This window comes from Ruegeria sp. BG6, assembly GCF_056538465.1.
In genome coordinates this window covers 162,588-179,717 of sequence record NZ_JBQFTB010000005.1, presented here as the reverse complement: position 1 = coordinate 179,717, position 17,130 = coordinate 162,588, and the positions used below count along the sequence as shown (strand labels likewise).

Here is a 17,130-nt window from a genome sequence, read left to right as displayed (position 1 = left end):
CTGCATGACGTTTATTATCGCGGCTCAATAGAATAGCAGCGTTCCAAGCCGCCGGATCAGGGAGTTTTCATTTAGATGTTTACCGTTTGCAAGCCCGTTCGCAAGTTGGCGAAATCCGCCGTTGTCCTCGCCACTGCCGCGCTTCTGGCCGCTTGTGAGCCCGGCGGTCTGGGTGGGGGTCCTTCGATCAACGCATCCAAACCGGTGCCTGTCGCCCTACTGGTTCCACGCGGATCGGCGCAATCGGGGGATGCGGCATTGGCCCAAAGCCTTGAAAACGCCGCCCGTCTGGCCATGGCGGATCTTCAGAATGTGCAGATTGATCTTCGGGTTTATGACACTGCAGGAAACGCGGGTATCGCCGGCACGGTGGCCAAACAGGCCGTGGATGACGGTGCGAAGATCATCATCGGCCCGGTTTACGCGCAGGCAGCCAATGCCGCCGGTTTGGCCGTTCTGGACAAAAGCATCAATGTTCTGTCCTTTTCCAACAACACCAGCGTCGCCGGTGGAAACGTGTTTGTGCTGGGACCGACCTTTGAAAACACGGCTGGTCGGCTGGTGAATTACGCGGCCCAGCAGGGCAAAACCGGAATGGTCGTCGTTCACAGTAACGATGGGGCAGGTCAGCAGGGCCAAACCGCAATCATTTCAGCCCTCAGCACAAGCCGGGTCAACAATGCGGGTTCGGTTGGATTTGACCGCTCGCAGCAGGGCGTCATCGGCTCGGTTCCCACGATTAAGGCGACGGTCGACGCAACCGGGGCCGATTCGATCTTTCTGACGGCAACCACCGCCGGTGCCTTGCCGCTGTTCAGCCAGTTGCTGCCCGAGGCCGGCATTTCCCCGGCCACGACGCAATTCATCGGGCTGACACGCTGGGATATTCCGCCGCAAACACTGGAATTGCCGGGTGTGCAGGGCGGCTGGTTTGCCTTGCCGGATCCGGCAAAGGCACAAGCCTATCGCCAGCGGTACAATGCGACCTATGGCGAGGCACCGCACCCGATCAGCGGTTTGGCCTATGATGGCATCGCGGCCATCGGCGCATTGGTCGGGCAGGGAAAATCGGACGCGCTGACAGGTGCCGCGCTTACTCAGAATGCTGGGTTTCAGGGCGTTGGCGGCATCTTCCGTCTGCGATCGAATGGAACAAATGAACGTGGTCTGGCGGTTGCCACGATCCAGAACAAACAGGTGGTTGTGATTGACCCTGCTCCACAAAGCTTTGCAGGCGCCGGTCTCTGAGCCCGAAGGCAGCCTGATCTGCCCGGCAAACGAGATTTTTGACAGTGAGGGCGTCAGTGCCCGTTTGTCTGAAGCCTTCGATAACTGCAATGACAATGCTGAAATGCGCGCGGAAACCGTGCGCGTTTTGCGTGATGCGCAGAAGGCCGGACGCATGGCCATCGCCAATGCGTTTGCGGAGCAACCCTTTGCCGCGCGACCATTGACGCGATCGTACACCTACCTGACGGACCAGTTGGTCGGAACCGCGATGCTGGTCTCCGGCCGGTATCTTCACCCGTTGGCCAATCCGACCCAGGGTGAAAAGATCGCGGTTCTGGCGGTCGGAGGGTATGGCCGGGGCGAGATGGCCCCTTCATCCGATGTCGATCTGCTGTTTCTGACCCCCTACAAGATCACCGCGTGGGCCGAGAGCGTGATCGAATCCATGCTCTACATCCTTTGGGATCTGCGATTAAAGGTCGGGCATTCATCGCGCACGATCCGGGATTGCCTGCGTTTGGGGGCGGATGATTTCACGATCCGCACTTCGATGCTCGAGCAGCGGTACCTTGCCGGGGACAGGGAATTGGCGACGGGGCTGGAAGAGCGCCTGAAAGCCGACCTGTTCAAGGGCAGCGAGCGTGAATTCATCGAAGCCAAGTTGCAGGAGCGGGACGCACGACACCTCAAGCAAGGCCAGCGATATATGGTCGAGCCCAATGTGAAAGAGGGTAAAGGGGGTCTGCGCGATTTGCAGTCATTGTACTGGATCGCCAAGTACATCTATGGCGTTCACGACGTGGCCGAGCTTGTTCCGCTTGGCTTGTTTACACCTGATGAATTCAAGGGCTTTGTCGAGGCCGAGGAGTTCCTTTGGGCTGTCCGGTCGCATCTGCATCTGATCACGGGTCGCGCGACCGAGCAGCTGACCTTTGATCTGCAGGTCGAGGTTGCCGACCGCATGGGCTATCAGGACCGCGCCGGTCGGCGTGCGGTCGAGGTGTTCATGCAGCGATATTTCCGGGAAGCAACGCGTGTCGGAGAACTGACGCGGATCTTTCTGACCAAGCTGGAGGCCGCGCATGTAAAAGGTGCGCCGCTGCTGGAACGCATCTTTCGCCGCCGCCGCCGCGTCAAATCAGGCTACACGGTGGTGCATGGCCGGCTGGATGTTGGTGACCCGGACAAGTTTCTGTCCGACAAACTGAACCTGCTGCGTCTGTTTGAGGAAGGGTTGCGGACCGGGATGCTGATCCACCCGGATGCAATGCGCCTGGTCACGGCCAACCTGCATCTGATCGACGATGAAATGCGCAATGACAAAGAGGCGCAGCGCATCTTCCTCGATCTGATGCTGAAACACGGCAACCCGGAACGCGCCCTGCGCCGGATGAACGAACTTGGCGTGTTGTCGGCCTTCCTGCCCGAGTTCGAGCCCATCGTGGCGATGATGCAGTTCAATATGTATCACAGCTATACGGTGGACGAGCACACCATCCAGTGCATCGTCAACCTGGCGCAGATCGAACGCGGAGAATTGGTTGAATCGCTGCCGCTCGCCTCGTCGATCCTGAAAGTGGGCGTCAATCGCAAGGTTCTGTATGTGGCGCTGCTGTTGCATGACATTGCCAAGGGGCGGCCTGAAGATCACTCGATTTTCGGCGCCCAGATGGCCCGCAAGATTGCGCCGCGTCTCGGGTTGAACAAGTCAGATACCGAAACGGTCGAATGGCTTGTGCGTTATCACCTGCTGATGTCGGACATGGCGCAAAAACGCGATATCTCCGACCCGCGCACGGTGCGCGATTTTGCCAAGGCGGTGCAGACAGTCAAACGGCTGGACCTTCTGACGGTGCTGACGGTTTGTGACATTCGCGGCGTCGGCCCAGATACATGGAACAACTGGAAGGCTACCCTGTTGCGCGCGCTGCATGCCGAAACAAAACGCGCGCTGGAAACGGGGATGGAGGATCTGAACCGGGCCAACCGCGGGGCCGAGGCGAAGAAGGCACTGCGGGTTGCGCTGGACGACTGGTCCAAGGCCGACCTGAAAACCGAAACCGGACGGCACTACGATCCTTACTGGCAGGGCCTCAATCTTTCGACCCACATCGAATTTGCCGAGATGCTGCAGGCTTTGGAAACCAGCGGCGACCCCGGAGCGATGGAAATCCGCCTGCACCCGGACGAAGACCGCGATGCCACCCGCGCCTGTTTCGCCATGGGCGATCACCCCGGAATTTTCGCGCGGATCGCCGGCGCGCTGGCGCTGGTCGGGGCCAACGTCGTGGATGCACGCAGTTATACGACCAAGGACGGCTATGTGACCGATGCGTTCTGGATACAGGATGCCGAAGGCCACCCATTCGAAGCCAGCCGCCTGCCACGCCTGACCCAGATGATCCACAAAACCCTCAAGGGTGAGGTGGTGGCGCGCGATGCGCTGAAATCGCGGGACAAGATCAAAAAACGCGAACGCGCCTTCAACGTTCCGACCCACATCATGTTCGACAATGACGGGTCTGAAATATACACGATCATCGAGGTCGATACCCGCGACCGTCCCGGTTTGCTGTTTGACCTGACCCGAACCCTGGCGGCATCCAACGTGTATATCGCCAATGCTGTGATCGCGACCTACGGCGAACAAGTGGTCGACACCTTCTATGTCAAGGATATGTTCGGGTTGAAATACTATTCGGAAAGCAAGCAGCGCGGGCTGGAAGCCAAGCTGCGTAAAGCGATCACCGAAGGCGCCGAGCGCGCGGCCTCATGAAGCAGATCCGTCTGTTTTCGGGCCTGTTCACGGTCGGCTTCTGGACGCTTGCCAGCCGCATCCTGGGATTTCTGCGCGAAATCCTTCTGGCCGCCTATATTGGTCCGGGGCCAGTCATGGATGCATTTGTCGCGGCCTTCCGCCTGCCCAACATGTTCCGTCGCTTCTTCGCCGAAGGCGCGTTCAACGCAGCGTTTGTTCCGATGTTCTCAAAGCGCCTTGAGGGCGGCGAGAACGCACAAGGGTTTGCGCAGGACGCCTTCAACCTGTTGGCGTTGGCTGTGTTGGCGCTGGTCGGCCTCGCTATGGTCTTCATGCCCGCGCTGGTCTGGGTCACGGCCGAGGGCTTCTATGGCGACGAACGTTTCGATCTGGCGGTGGACTATGGGTATATCGTCTTTCCCTACATCCTGTTCATGTCGCTGGCGGCCTTGTTTTCTGGCGTCCTGAACGCGACGGGCCGGTTTGCCGCCGCTGCGGCCGCGCCGGTGTTGCTGAACATCTTTGCCTGTTCGGCCCTTATTCTTGGTGCTGTATCCGGTGGCGAAGTCATCCGCTGGCTGCTGGCGGTCATTCCGGCGGCCGGTGTCGCACAGTTGGCACTGGTCTGGGTCGCAACCGAGCGCGCAGGTATCCGTATTCGTCCCGGGCTTCCCAAGCTCAGCCCTGAGATGCGCAATCTGGTTCGTGTCGCGGTTCCTGCTGCATTGGCGATGGGCGTGACGCAGGTCAACCTGGTGGTGGGCCAGTTGGTGGCGTCGAAAACCGAAAAAGCCGTCAGCTGGTTGTTTGCGGCGGACCGGCTGTATCAGCTGCCGCTGGGCGTCGTGGGCATTGCGGTGGGCATCGTGCTGCTGCCCGATCTTTCGCGCCGTTTGCGCGCGGGCGACAAGGATGGCGCGCGCAACGCCTTCTCCCGTGCGGGCGAATTCACGCTGCTGCTGACCATCCCATCGACTGTGGCGTTTGTGATCATTCCCACGCCACTGGTTTCGGTGCTGTTCGAGCGGGGCCAGTTCGGCCCCGAAGACACAGCAGCCACGGCGCTGGCCGTTGCGATTTACGGGGTCGGTCTGCCAGCCTTCATGCTGCAAAAGCTGCTGCAGCCGCTATTCTTCGCACGGGAAAACACCCGCACGCCGTTTCACTATGCGGTGGTGGCCATGATCGTGAATGCTGCCCTGGCCTTTGGCCTGTATCCGGTTGTGGGCTGGATCGCGCCCGCCATTGCGGCTTCGGCTGCCGGGTGGGCGATGGTGGCGCTTCTGGCCATCGGCGCACGCCGGATGGGGGAAGAGGCCCGCTTTGACGCCCGCTTCAAGCGCCGTGCTTGGCGGATCGTCGCGGCTTCGGTTGGAATGGGCGTTGTGTTGTTTGTTGCGCTGCACCTATTCGGCTGGGTCTTTGCCCTGCCAGGATGGCGTTATCCGGCCCTGTTCCTGCTGATTGCGATTGCCGCGATCACCTATTTCGCGCTGGGCCACCTGTTGCGGGCTTTTGAAGTATCGGAATTCAGGCGCGCCTTGCGCCGGTCCTGATCCGTCAGTCGCGCCGGATGCGCCCTACAATCCGGGCCCATCCACCCGGGGCCAAAAAGAATGACAGGCCAAAGCCGGTGGCAAACCCGCCCAGATCGGCAACCCAGTCGGACGTGCCGCCAAACAGCAGGCCGAACAGCAGTTGGATACCCATCAGCACGGCAATCAGGCTGAAAGCGCGTGACTGGTTTTCGCCGACCAGCGACAGTTTGCGCCACAAAAGCCAGGTGAACGCGCCGATCAGACCGTAGACCGGTGGGAACCCGCCGACCAGCGGGTATCGGGGATCCAGGATCAGCGCATAGGCCAGTGCACCGCCGATACCTGACAGCACAAAGATCAACAGCATGGGAAAGCCGCCAAACACCTCGGCCACCATTTTGCCCATTGCCAGCACGAACACGCAGACAAAAATGGCCTGCGTGAAATTGGCCGAGACAAAGGGATAGGTCACGAACCGGACAACATGTTCGAAGGGCCACCGCCCGTTTTGAACCATCCAGTCGAAGATGTCCGGCGAGAAGGCATAGCTTTGCAGCGCGTCCAGCCGCCATCCGACAGCCGAAGGTCCGCCGACGATCCCGCGCGTACCAAGGGAAAACGCCAGTTCGATACCCATGATGAACAACACCAGCGCCACAACGACAGGCGGCAGAGGGTTCACGGCAGGTGTATATTGTTCACTGCTCATTGGGCGGGCCTTTCGCGGCTGTTGACGTCCCTTGACCTCATGGGTAAGCGACGGGGGCTGATTTTTCCAGACGGGAGTTCCCTTCGATGACCGAAACTCAATTCACGCCGCGCGTGTTTTCCGGCATCCAGCCTTCGGGAAACCTGCACCTTGGCAACTACCTCGGTGCGCTCAAGCGTTTTGTGGATATGCAGGGCCCTGAGTTCGAGACCATCTATTGCATGGTCGACCTGCACGCGATCACCGTCTGGCAAGACCCGGAGCGTCTGCGCGAAAAGACCCGCGAGGTTTGCGCGGGTTTTATCGCCGCCGGTCTTGATCCGGAAAAGTCGATCCTTTTCAACCAGAGCCAGGTGGCCGAACACACGCAGCTTGCGTGGATCTTCAACTGTATCGCCCGGATGGGCTGGATGCAGCGGATGACGCAGTTCAAGGACAAGGCGGGCAAGAATGCGCAAAACGCCTCGTTGGGTCTGTTTGCCTATCCTGCGCTGATGGCGGCGGACATTCTGACCTATCACGCAACCCATGTGCCTGTGGGAGAGGATCAGAAACAGCATCTGGAACTGACCCGTGACATCGCGATCAAGTTCAATCACGACTATGGGGTGGATTTCTTCCCTGTGACCGAACCGGTCATCGGTGGTGCTGCGCCGCGTGTGATGAACCTGCGCGACGGAACACGCAAGATGTCGTCTTCGGATCCGTCCGACATGACCCGGATCAACATGACCGATGACGCCGACGCGATCGCCAAGAAGATTCGCAAGGCCAAGACAGACCCGGATGCGCTGCCGTCCGAGATCGACGGGCTGGCAGAACGCCCGGAGGCGCGCAATCTGGTAAACATCTATGCCGCCCTCAGCGACCAGACTGCCGAGCAGGTTCTGGCCGAAGCAGGCGGCAAGCAGTTCGGCGAGTTCAAACCGATGCTGGCCGAACTGGCGGTGTCGAAGCTGGCGCCGATCTCGTCCGAGATGGCCCGACTGATGGGCGAAGAGGCCGAGATCGACCAGATTTTGGCACGGGGCGCCGAGAAGGCCCGCGCGATTGCATCTCCGATCCTGCAGCAGACCTACGAAATCGTCGGCATGGTCGGCGCCAAACAGGGCTGATTACGCTGGACGTTGCCTCAACGCCTTCCTAGGTTTGCCAAAAGCTAGGGAGGGCGCCATGGCAGTCGGCAAAAATATACGTACCTATTTCGAGGGTCAGTGGCATAACGGGGATGCCCCGATCATGCGCGCGGCCGATCACGGTGCTTGGCTGGGATCGTCCGTCTTTGATGGGGCGCGGTATTTTGATGGCATGGCCCCAGATCTTGAGGCGCATTGTGCCCGCGTGAATCGCTCGGCCGAGGCGCTTATGCTGACGCCATTCGTAACCACTGATCAAATGATCTGGATCGTCCGCGAGGGGTTGGAAGGCTACAGCCCCGATGCCGCTGTCTATATCCGTCCGATGTACTGGGGTATCGATGGCGACGCGACCGCGATCGTTCCGCAGGAAAACAGCACCGGTTTCGCGGTCTGTCTGGAAGAAATTCCGATGGCGCCCGAGACTGCCTCGGCAACGCTGGGCACCACACGATTCCGTCGCCCGGTATTGGAATCCGCAGTCGTGAATGCCAAGGCCGGCTGTCTTTACCCCAACAACGCCCGCATGTTGCAGGAGGTGCGCGGAAAAGGGTTTTCAAATGCGCTTGTCACTGACGCCCTTGGACATGTGGCGGAAACCGCAACGGCCAACATTTTCATGGTTCGCGACGGCGAGGTGTTCACACCCACCCCGAACGGAACCTTTTTGGCCGGGATCACGCGCGCCCGTCATATCAAGAACCTGAGGGCGGACGGCGTCACCGTGCACGAAGCCATCCTGAGCTTTGATGACTTCCACAACGCTGACGAAGTGTTCATGACCGGGAACATGAACAAGGTCACACCGGTCACGGCACTGGAAGATACCCGGTATCAGGTTGGCCCGATTTCCCGCCGCGCCCGTGAGTTGTATTGGGACTGGGCCGCCAGCAACCGCTAACACGTCAATGCGGCGCGCTTCCGAGTTGCCAGTATCCCCACTGTCGGGCATGATCCCGGAAACAAAAGAGGATACAAATGCGTAAGTTCCTGGTCATACTTGACGACAGCCGCGAATGCCTGAATGCCATGCGTTTCGCGGCAATGCGTGCGGCGCATACCGGCGGAGGGGTAACGGTTCTGTCGGTCATCCCTCCGGATGAGTTCAACCACTGGATCGGTGTGGCGGAAGTCATGCGGGAAGAAGCGCGCGAGCGCATTCACGCACATTTCGAGGTGTTTGCGAAATGGATGCGCGACAAGCAGGGTATCGAACCCGAACTGGCCATCCGCGAAGGCGATCCGGTGCCGCAGATCATTGAACATGTCCAGTCGGACCCTGAAATCGGGGTGCTTGTTCTGGGTGCGGGCGTCGAAAAGAAAGGGCCCGGCCCGCTGGTGACGCAACTCACACGCAATTCCGGCAGTCTTCCGATCCCGATCACCATCGTGCCCGGGGATCTGAGCAAGGAAAAGCTGGAAGCTATTACCTGAGGCCCCAATATGACCCGCCGTATCCAATTCTGGTTCGAATTTGCTTCGACCTATTCCTATCTCAGTGCGATGCGGGTTGAACTGGTGGCGGCGCAAAAAGGGGTTGCCGTGGATTGGCAGCCCTTTCTTCTGGGTCCGATTTTCGCCGCGCAGGGATGGGACAATTCTCCGTTCAATATCTATCCCGCCAAAGGGCGCTACATGTGGCGTGATATGGAACGTCTGTGCAAAAAGCGCGGGTTGGCTTTCGTGCATCCGAACCCTTTTCCCCAAAACGGAGTTCTGGCCGCCCGGCTGGTTCTGGCCATCGAGGATCAGGACCAAAAAGCGGCATTTGCGCGCGCTGTGTACCATGCAGAATTTGCCGACGGGCGCACAATCTCGGACGAAAGCGTGCTGGCTGATTGTCTTGTCGTTGCCGGGTTGCGCAGCGATATGATTGCGCGATCAAAGGATCCGGCCATCAAGGAAGCTTTGTTCGAGCAGTCCAAGCGCGCTCAGGCCCTGGACCTGTTCGGAGCGCCCAGTTTTGTAGCAGGCGACGAGCTGTTCTGGGGGGATGACCGGCTGGAGGATGCGGTCGATTTTGCCAGTACGATTTAGAATCGTTCCAAATCTTGACTTCCACGGCGCCTGCCCGCATATCAGGTACAACCCAACCGGAGCCGCGCCATGTTCATTCAAACCGAATCGACGCCCAACCCTGCAACATTGAAATTCCTGCCCGGCCAAACCGTTCTGGAAGCGGGTACGGCAGACTTCCCAACGGCCGAAGCTGCCGAGAAGTCACCCCTGGCCAAGCGGATCTTTGAGGTGAACGGCGTTACCGGAGTTTTCTTCGGCAATGATTTTGTAACAGTCACGAAGTCTGACGACGTGCAGTGGGATCACATCAAGCCCGCAATTCTGGGCGCGGTGATGGAACACTACCAGTCCGGTCAGCCGGTTATGGGCGCAGACGCCGCAACCGCCTCGGGGCATGCCGAACATACTGGCGAGGACGCCGAAATCGTCAATCAGATCAAAGACCTGCTGGACAGCCGCGTGCGTCCGGCCGTGGCGCAGGATGGTGGGGACATCACCTTTCACGGCTTTGACCGCGGTGTCGTATATCTGCATATGCAGGGTGCCTGTGCGGGCTGCCCATCGTCGACCCTGACCCTGAAAATGGGGATCGAGAACCTGCTGCGACACTACATCCCCGAAGTGACCGAGGTCCGCCCGGTTGCCGTCTGATCCGATCATACTGGCATTCGACACATCGGCCGCGCATTGCGCGGCCGCTTTGTTGCGGGACGGCGAAATCGTGACCTCCTGCGCTGAACCCATGACGCGCGGCCAGGCGGAACGCCTGATGCCGCTGCTGCACGAGGTTCTGGCCCTGGGCGGGTGTACTTGGGCGGATTTGGATGCGATCGGCGTTGGCATAGGTCCGGGCAATTTCACCGGAATCCGAATCTCGGTTTCTGCCGCGCGCGGTTTGGCGCTGGGCCTGGGAATTCCGGCTGTCGGCGTGACGGGATTCGATGCTCTGGCCGAATTTGCGCCTCAGGGCAGCATCTCTGCGATTCGCGCGCCGCGAGAGCAGGTTTATGTTTCCTTGCATGATTCTGGCCCGGAACTGATCGGCCAAGAGACGGCAGAAACGTTTGGAGCCCTGGTTCTGAACGACAACGCGGATTTGCAAGCCCGCGCGATTGCCCGGATTACGTCGCGTCGCTGGCAGTCTGTATCAGGGGCACCAGCGCCGCTCTATATCCGTGCGGCCGATGCGGCCCCGTCGAAAGATCTGCCTCCGGTGTTGCTGGACGAATGAAACCGCAGGATCTTGCAAGGACGCATGCCGCGGCTTTTACCCGAGCCCGCCCGTGGAGCGCCCAGGAGTTTTGTGATCTTCTGGAAAACAGATTCACGCATGTTGTTGGAAATGAAAGATCATTTGCCGTCATTCAGGTTATTGCCGATCAGGCGGAGCTTTTGACGATTGCAACTCACCCGGCCTATCAAAGGCAGGGGCTTGCAAGGCAATGCATGAAAGACTGGCACAACAAGGCAAAAAAACTGGGTGCCACTCATACTTTTCTAGACGTAGCGGCCGACAATTTGCCGGCAATTTCCCTTTATCAGAGCTGTGGTTACAAGGTCTGCGGCCTGCGTAAGGGGTATTACCTTCATGAAAACAATCAGAAGCTCGATGCAATCCAAATGGAATGCCGCCTGATCTGAAGGCAGGCAAGTTTTTTACCGATTGGTCAAATTAGTGGTTGACCATGGCTGTTGCAAACGGCCTTAATTCCCGCCATCACAACAGTTATGCTCGCTCTGAGTGGGTAAAGGGGGCTATCTTGGCTCCAGCCGACAAAAAAACAAAACGGGAGTAACCAATGACCCTGATGAAATCCTTGATGGGTGCCGCAGCCGCAGTCGCGATGACAGCGGGTGCCGCAATTGCAGAACCGGCCCTGATCTTTGACCTGGGTGGTAAGTTCGACAAATCGTTCAACGAAGCGGCCCATAACGGCGCGTCACGTTGGGCCAATCAGACCGGCGGTACCTACCGCGAGATCGAGCTTCAGTCCGAAGCCCAGCGCGAGCAGGCCCTGCGCCGCTTTGCCGAAGCCGGTGCCAACCCGATCATCACCATGGGTTTTGCAATGGCCGATCCGCTGTCTGCTGTTGCAGGCGACTATCCGGACACCAAGTTCGTCGCGGTTGACGTAACCTGGCTGGACGCGCCGAACATCCGTCAGATCGGCTTTGCCGAGCATGAAGGCTCGTATTTGGTCGGCATGATGGCCGCGATGGCGTCCAAGTCCGGCACCGTCGGCTTTATTGGCGGCATGGACATTCCGCTGATCCGCCACTTCGGTTGCGGCTATGCACAGGGCGCCAAGGCCGTGAACCCGGACATCAACGTGGTAGCCAACATGACCGGCACCACCCCGGCCGCATGGAACGACCCTGTAAAGGGTTCGGAACTGACCAAAGCCCAGATCAGCCAGGGCGCTGATGTAATCTATGCGGCTGCCGGCGGCACCGGTGTTGGCGTTCTGCAAACTGCGGCGGACGAAGGCATCCTGTCGATCGGCGTGGACAGCAATCAGAACCACCTGCACCCGGGCAAGGTTCTGACTTCGATGCTGAAACGTGTGGACGTTGCTGTTTATGAAGCGATGAAAGCGGGTGAAGACCTTGAAACCGGCGTATTCGCCATGGGTCTGGCCGAAGACGGAGTTGGCGTCGCAATCGACGATAACAACCGCGAGCTGGTACACCCCCAGATGGCTGATGCCGTAGAAGCTGCACGTCGTGGCATCATCGACGGGGACATCTCTGTTGTCAGCTACTACGAGAACGACAGCTGCCCGGCACTGCAGTTCTGATATCGCATGGGACGGGGGATTTTATCTCCCGTCCCAACTCACTCTGCCGCTGTTTGACTACGCGGCCCTTCGGCAATTGAGGGCAAGACATGACCGTCCCCGCCATTGAGCTCAAAGGGATTTCCAAAGCCTTTGGGCCGGTTCAGGCCAACAAAGACATTTCCATCAGCGTCGCCCCCGGCACGATCCACGGGATCATCGGTGAAAACGGTGCGGGCAAATCCACGCTGATGAGCATCCTCTACGGGTTTTACAAAGCCGACAAAGGCGAGATCTGGATCAACGGGACAAAGACCGAAATCCCTGACAGCCAGGCCGCGATTGCCTCGGGGATCGGGATGGTGTTCCAGCACTTCAAACTGGTCGAGAATTTCACCGTTCTGGAGAACATTGTTCTGGGCGCTGAAGACGGCGGGCTGCTGGCCCCGTCTTTGTCCAAGGCGCGCAAGGAACTGAAAGCGCTGGAAGAAGAGTACGAACTGTTCGTGGATCCGGACAAACGCATCGACGAGATCGGCGTGGGCATGCAACAGCGTGTCGAAATCCTGAAAGCCCTGTATCGCAAGGCCGAGATTTTGATTCTGGACGAGCCGACCGGCGTTCTGACCCCGGCTGAGGCCGATCAGCTGTTCCGCATCCTTGACCGTCTGCGGGCCGAGGGGAAGACCATCATCGTGATCACGCACAAGCTGCGTGAGATCATGGAGAACACCGATACGGTCTCGGTCATGCGCCGCGGGCAGATGACTGCGACGGTCAAGACTGCCGACACCAGCCCCGAGGAACTGGCCGAGCTGATGGTTGGCCGGAAGGTCCTGCTGCAAGTCGATAAAGTGCCCGCCCAGCCCGGCAAACCGGTGCTGGAGATCGAGAATCTGCGGGTGAGCGATCAGGCGGGTGTCGAGCGCGTAAAAGGTATCGACCTGACGATCCGTGCCGGTGAGATCGTCGGCATCGCCGGTGTTGCTGGCAATGGTCAGTCCGAATTGCTGGAAGTTCTGGGCGGAATGCGACCGGGGCAGGGGTCCATCAAGCTGAACGGCACCCCACTGGCGCTGAGCGGGCCGGGTTCGGACGGGCGCGCGCGCCGCGATCAGCACATCGCGCATGTCCCCGAAGACCGGCAGCGCGAAGGTCTGATCATGAATTTCCACGCTTGGGAAAACGTCGCCTTCGGCTATCACCGTGACCCTGCCTACAAGCGCGGCATTTTCATGGACAACGCTGCCCTTCGGGCCGATACCGAGGCCAAGATCGAGAAATTCGACGTCCGCCCGCCCAACCCGTGGCTGACAGCCAAAAGCTTCTCGGGCGGAAACCAGCAGAAAATCGTCGTTGCCCGCGAGATCGAGCGCAACCCCGACCTGCTGCTGGTCGGCCAGCCCACACGCGGTGTGGACATTGGTGCGATCGAATTCATTCACAAACAGATCGTCGCACTGCGTGATCAGGGCAAGGCAATCCTGCTGGTCTCGGTCGAGTTGGAAGAGATCTTCTCGTTGTCCGACCGGATTGCGGTGATGTTTGACGGACATATCATGGGCGAACGTCTGCCCCATGAGACAGATGAAAAAGAACTGGGCCTGTTGATGGCCGGTGTGGCGGGAGAGGCGGCGTAATATGGAAAAAATGCCCAAATGGGCCGATGTCGTCCTGATCCCGCTGATCAGTCTGATATTGGCCGCAATCCTCTCGGCACTGGTCATCCTGGCCATCGGTGAAAACCCAGTCGAGGCCGTGAAGCTCATGGTTTCCGGCGCGCTTGGGTCGACCTATGGCTGGGGGTACACCCTGTATTACGCGACGAACTTCATGTTCACGGGGCTGGCGGTGGCCGTCGCCTTTCATGCGCGCATGTTCAACATCGGCGGCGAAGGACAGGCCATGCTGGGCGGCCTTGGGGTTGCCATCGTCTGCCTCTACGTCCCCTGGCCACACTGGAGCATTGCCCTTCTGGCCGCCTGCGCCGCGTCAATGGTTTTCGGTGCGGCATGGGCTGCGATCCCGGCCTATCTGCAGGCCAAGCGCGGCAGCCATATCGTGATCACCACGATCATGTTCAATTTTATCGCAGCGGCGGTTCTGAACTATGTTCTGGTCAATGTGATGCGCCCCCCGGGGGCGCAGGATCCTGCGACCGCCCGGTTCCCCGAAGCCGTTCATCTGCCTACGTTCCAGTCCATGTTCTCGACGGCCGAAAACGTTCTGTTCAAAGGTGCCCCGGCCAATATCACCTTCTTTGTCGCCGTTCTGGCCTGTTTCGTGGTTTGGGCGCTGATCTGGCGCACCCGACTTGGCTATGAAATCCGGGCCTATGGTCATTCGGAAACCGGGGCCGTCTACGCAGGCATCTCACCCGTGCGCATTACCATCATCGCCATGCTGATCTCGGGCGCGCTGGCTGGCCTTATGGCCATCAACAACGTCATGGGCGAGGCAGAGCGGCTGGTTCTGAACTCGACCGAGGGTGCGGGTTTCATCGGTATCGCGGTGGCTCTGATGGGACGCTCTCATCCATTCGGGGTGTTTCTGGCGGCGATTCTTTTTGGCTTCCTGTATCAGGGCGGGGCCGAGTTGGCGTTCTGGACCAGTATTCCGCGCGAGCTGATCGTGGTGATTCAGGCGCTGGTGATCCTGTTCACCGGCGCGCTGGACAACATGGTTCGTATGCCGCTTGAAAAATTGTTCCTGGGTATGCGGAAAGGAGCTGAGTGATGGAAACATTCCTGATCATCATCCAGGTCCTGGACTCAACCATCCGCCTTGCAACCCCGCTGCTGCTGGCCTGTCTGGCCGGGCTCTATTCCGAACGGGCGGGCGTCTTCGACATCGGACTAGAAGGCAAGATGCTGATGGCGGCTTTCTTTTCCGCCGCCGTGGCAGCAGTGACCGGGTCGGTCTGGCTGGGCTTGTTGGCAGGTGTTGCCGCATCTTTGGTTTTGTCCGCCCTGCACGGCGTTGCGTCGATCACATTCCGGGGCAATCAGTTGATCTCGGGCGTGGCGATCAATTTTCTGGCGGCGGGGATGACCGTTCTTGTGGCGCAAAGCTGGTTCCAGCAGGGGGGTCGAACACCTTCACTGATCGGCGGCGGACGGTTTGGACCGATCGAATTTCCCTTTGCGGAAGCATTAAGCGGTGTTCCGTTCATTGGCCCGATTTATTCCGAGTTGCTGTCTGGCCATTCGATTCTCGTCTACGTCGCCTTTCTGATGGTGCCTGCCACTTGGTGGATCCTGTTCCGCACCCGGTTTGGCTTGCGACTGCGCGCCGTGGGTGAAAACCCTGCCGCGGTGGATACGGCCGGTGTTTCCGTTGTGGGGCTTCGCTATGCCGCTGTTGCCATCTGCGGCCTGCTTTGCGGGATCGCCGGTGCCTATCTGGCCACCGCGCTTCAGGCGGGGTTCGTCAAGGACATGACGGCCGGGCGTGGCTTTATCGCGCTGGCGGCCCTGATCTTTGCGAAATGGAGACCCTGGCACGCGATGGGGGCCTGCCTTCTGTTCGGTCTGCTTCAGGCCATCGCCCTGCGATTCCAGAACATCGATCTGGGTGGGGTTGTCATACCGGTGCAAGTCATGGACGCGTTGCCCTATATCCTGACCGTGGTGATCCTTGCCGGGTTCGTGGGCAAGGCCGTGCCGCCACGCGCCGGGGGCGAACCTTATGTAAAGGAACGCTGATAGGTCCAGTTCGGACTAGTATCTCAGTCCTGTTCGCTGCAGAGCGGCATGCAGAGTTGATTTTGCATGTCGCACCCGCTCTAAAGGGGTATGCAAACGCCCCCTTTCATAACCCGTTCTGCAGACAGGCTTTTTTCGCTTTCCGATTCCTCGGACTCTGGCTCCGGGATTGTTGTGCGGGTCGGTCTGTCTTTGCCGCTGGTGGGTCATAAACAGAGATTGTTCGCCCAGAACACTGCCAAGACCGTGCCGGTGCGTCGCACTTGCGGCCAGACCCATTGCAATAAGACGGGCTTTGTCACATTACACGAACACACCCAGCCCGTTTAGAGAACATCATGCAGATTTACCTTCCAATCGCCGAAGTATCCGTGAACGCCTTTCTGCTGTTGGGTTTGGGCGGAATGGTGGGCATTCTTTCCGGCATGTTCGGAGTTGGCGGCGGGTTCCTTATGACCCCGCTGCTGTTCTTCATCGGCATCCCTCCCGCTGTGGCGGTTGCGACCGAGGCCAACCAGATCGTGGCGTCGTCGTTCTCTGGCGTGTTGGCGCATTTCCGGCGAAGGACCGTGGACTTTCGAATGGGCACCGTGTTGCTGACCGGAGGTCTGATCGGCGCGGCGCTGGGTGTTGTGGTGTTCAACTACCTCAAAAGCTTGGGTCAGGTCGATCTGCTGGTGACACTGTGTTACGTCGTGTTTCTGGGTGTCGTCGGTAGCCTGATGTTCATCGAAAGCCTCAACGCGCTGCGCAAGTCGAAGAAGGCCGGAGGTTCGCCTCCCAAGCGACGTCAGCGCGGCTGGGTTCACGCCATGCCGCTCAAGATGCGCTTTCGGACTTCGGGCCTGTATATTTCGGTCATTCCGCCGGCGCTGGTCGGTCTGTGCGTCGGCGTGCTGTCCGCCATCATGGGCGTGGGCGGCGGGTTCATCATGGTGCCTGCGATGATCTACCTGCTGGGTATGCCGACCAAGGTCGTTGTGGGAACATCGCTGTTTCAGATCATTTTCGTGACGGCGTTTACAACAATGCTACATGCCACCACGAACTACACCGTTGATGTGGTCCTGGCGGTGCTTCTTCTGGTTGGTGGAGTTATCGGGGCGCAGATCGGCACGGTCATCGGATCGCGCATGCCGGCCGAGCAGTTGCGTGTTCTGCTGGCGGCCCTGGTGCTTGCCGTATGCGGAAAACTTGCGCTGGACCTGTTGCTTCAACCCTCCGAGTTGTACTCGTTGGGCGATGCGGGAGGGCACTGA

At 59.4% G+C, this 17,130-nt stretch carries 16 protein-coding genes; 15 read left to right on the top strand and 1 reads right to left on the bottom strand.

Going from position 1 to position 17,130, the window contains the following annotated elements:
- The first annotated feature begins 75 nt into the window (after positions 1 to 75).
- From ACR0JW_RS11715 to murJ, 3 genes are read left to right on the top strand one after another with little or no spacing between them, the layout of a single operon-like run.
- Positions 76 to 1,248, top strand: a complete 1,173-nt coding sequence (locus ACR0JW_RS11715; RefSeq protein ID WP_170681842.1) for a penicillin-binding protein activator — start codon at positions 76 to 78, stop codon at positions 1,246 to 1,248.
- On the top strand, positions 1,208 to 4,006 hold the full coding sequence (locus ACR0JW_RS11710) for a [protein-PII] uridylyltransferase (protein ID WP_170681843.1): 2,799 nt from the start codon (positions 1,208 to 1,210) through the stop codon (positions 4,004 to 4,006). Before ACR0JW_RS11715 ends, ACR0JW_RS11710 begins: the two co-directional genes overlap by 41 nt.
- On the top strand, positions 4,003 to 5,544 hold the full coding sequence (murJ, locus tag ACR0JW_RS11705; protein ID WP_170681844.1) for a murein biosynthesis integral membrane protein MurJ: 1,542 nt from the start codon (positions 4,003 to 4,005) through the stop codon (positions 5,542 to 5,544). Before ACR0JW_RS11710 ends, murJ begins: the two co-directional genes overlap by 4 nt.
- Before the next feature lie 4 nt (positions 5,545 to 5,548).
- Here murJ and ACR0JW_RS11700 read toward each other — a convergent pair whose 3' ends face one another.
- A complete protein-coding gene (locus tag ACR0JW_RS11700) occupies positions 5,549 to 6,235 on the bottom strand; it encodes a rhomboid family intramembrane serine protease (RefSeq protein WP_170681845.1) in 687 nt (228 codons plus the stop codon).
- 86 nt (positions 6,236 to 6,321) lie between these two features.
- Between ACR0JW_RS11700 and trpS the strand changes: the two genes are divergently transcribed.
- The 12 genes from trpS (at position 6,322) to ACR0JW_RS11640 (ending at position 17,130) form a co-directional block, all read left to right on the top strand.
- The gene (gene trpS / locus ACR0JW_RS11695) at positions 6,322 to 7,350 is read left to right on the top strand and encodes a tryptophan--tRNA ligase (RefSeq protein WP_170615686.1); all 1,029 of its coding nucleotides are present in this window, start codon (positions 6,322 to 6,324) and stop codon (positions 7,348 to 7,350) included.
- Between the two features lie 58 nt (positions 7,351 to 7,408).
- Positions 7,409 to 8,272, top strand: a complete 864-nt coding sequence (locus ACR0JW_RS11690) for a branched-chain amino acid aminotransferase (RefSeq protein WP_480713939.1) — start codon at positions 7,409 to 7,411, stop codon at positions 8,270 to 8,272.
- 77 nt (positions 8,273 to 8,349) lie between these two features.
- On the top strand, positions 8,350 to 8,805 hold the full coding sequence (locus ACR0JW_RS11685) for a universal stress protein (protein ID WP_170615682.1): 456 nt from the start codon (positions 8,350 to 8,352) through the stop codon (positions 8,803 to 8,805).
- Positions 8,806 to 8,814: 9 nt separating this feature from the next.
- Positions 8,815 to 9,408: a 2-hydroxychromene-2-carboxylate isomerase gene (locus ACR0JW_RS11680; RefSeq protein ID WP_170681847.1), complete on the top strand. Its 594-nt coding sequence runs from the start codon at positions 8,815 to 8,817 to the stop codon at positions 9,406 to 9,408.
- 69 nt (positions 9,409 to 9,477) lie between these two features.
- The gene (locus ACR0JW_RS11675; protein ID WP_170615678.1) at positions 9,478 to 10,041 is read left to right on the top strand and encodes a NifU family protein; all 564 of its coding nucleotides are present in this window, start codon (positions 9,478 to 9,480) and stop codon (positions 10,039 to 10,041) included.
- A complete protein-coding gene (tsaB, locus tag ACR0JW_RS11670; RefSeq protein WP_480713938.1) occupies positions 10,031 to 10,621 on the top strand; it encodes a tRNA (adenosine(37)-N6)-threonylcarbamoyltransferase complex dimerization subunit type 1 TsaB in 591 nt (196 codons plus the stop codon). The genes ACR0JW_RS11675 and tsaB overlap by 11 nt, the downstream gene beginning before the upstream one ends.
- Positions 10,618 to 11,031, top strand: a complete 414-nt coding sequence (locus ACR0JW_RS11665; protein ID WP_170681849.1) for a GNAT family N-acetyltransferase — start codon at positions 10,618 to 10,620, stop codon at positions 11,029 to 11,031. The genes tsaB and ACR0JW_RS11665 overlap by 4 nt, the downstream gene beginning before the upstream one ends.
- A 158-nt stretch (positions 11,032 to 11,189) precedes the next feature.
- On the top strand, positions 11,190 to 12,188 hold the full coding sequence (locus ACR0JW_RS11660) for a BMP family lipoprotein (protein WP_170615671.1): 999 nt from the start codon (positions 11,190 to 11,192) through the stop codon (positions 12,186 to 12,188).
- Positions 12,189 to 12,277: 89 nt separating this feature from the next.
- Positions 12,278 to 13,807: an ABC transporter ATP-binding protein gene (locus ACR0JW_RS11655; protein ID WP_170615669.1), complete on the top strand. Its 1,530-nt coding sequence runs from the start codon at positions 12,278 to 12,280 to the stop codon at positions 13,805 to 13,807.
- A 1-nt stretch (position 13,808) separates the two neighbouring features.
- Entirely contained in the window at positions 13,809 to 14,903 is a 1,095-nt protein-coding gene (locus ACR0JW_RS11650) for an ABC transporter permease (RefSeq protein ID WP_170615667.1), read from the top strand.
- Positions 14,903 to 15,871 (top strand): ABC transporter permease, encoded by a 969-nt coding sequence (locus ACR0JW_RS11645; protein WP_170681850.1) that lies wholly within the window; start codon positions 14,903 to 14,905, stop codon positions 15,869 to 15,871. Before ACR0JW_RS11650 ends, ACR0JW_RS11645 begins: the two co-directional genes overlap by 1 nt.
- Positions 15,872 to 16,209: 338 nt before the next feature.
- Entirely contained in the window at positions 16,210 to 17,130 is a 921-nt protein-coding gene (locus tag ACR0JW_RS11640) for a sulfite exporter TauE/SafE family protein (protein WP_170615663.1), read from the top strand.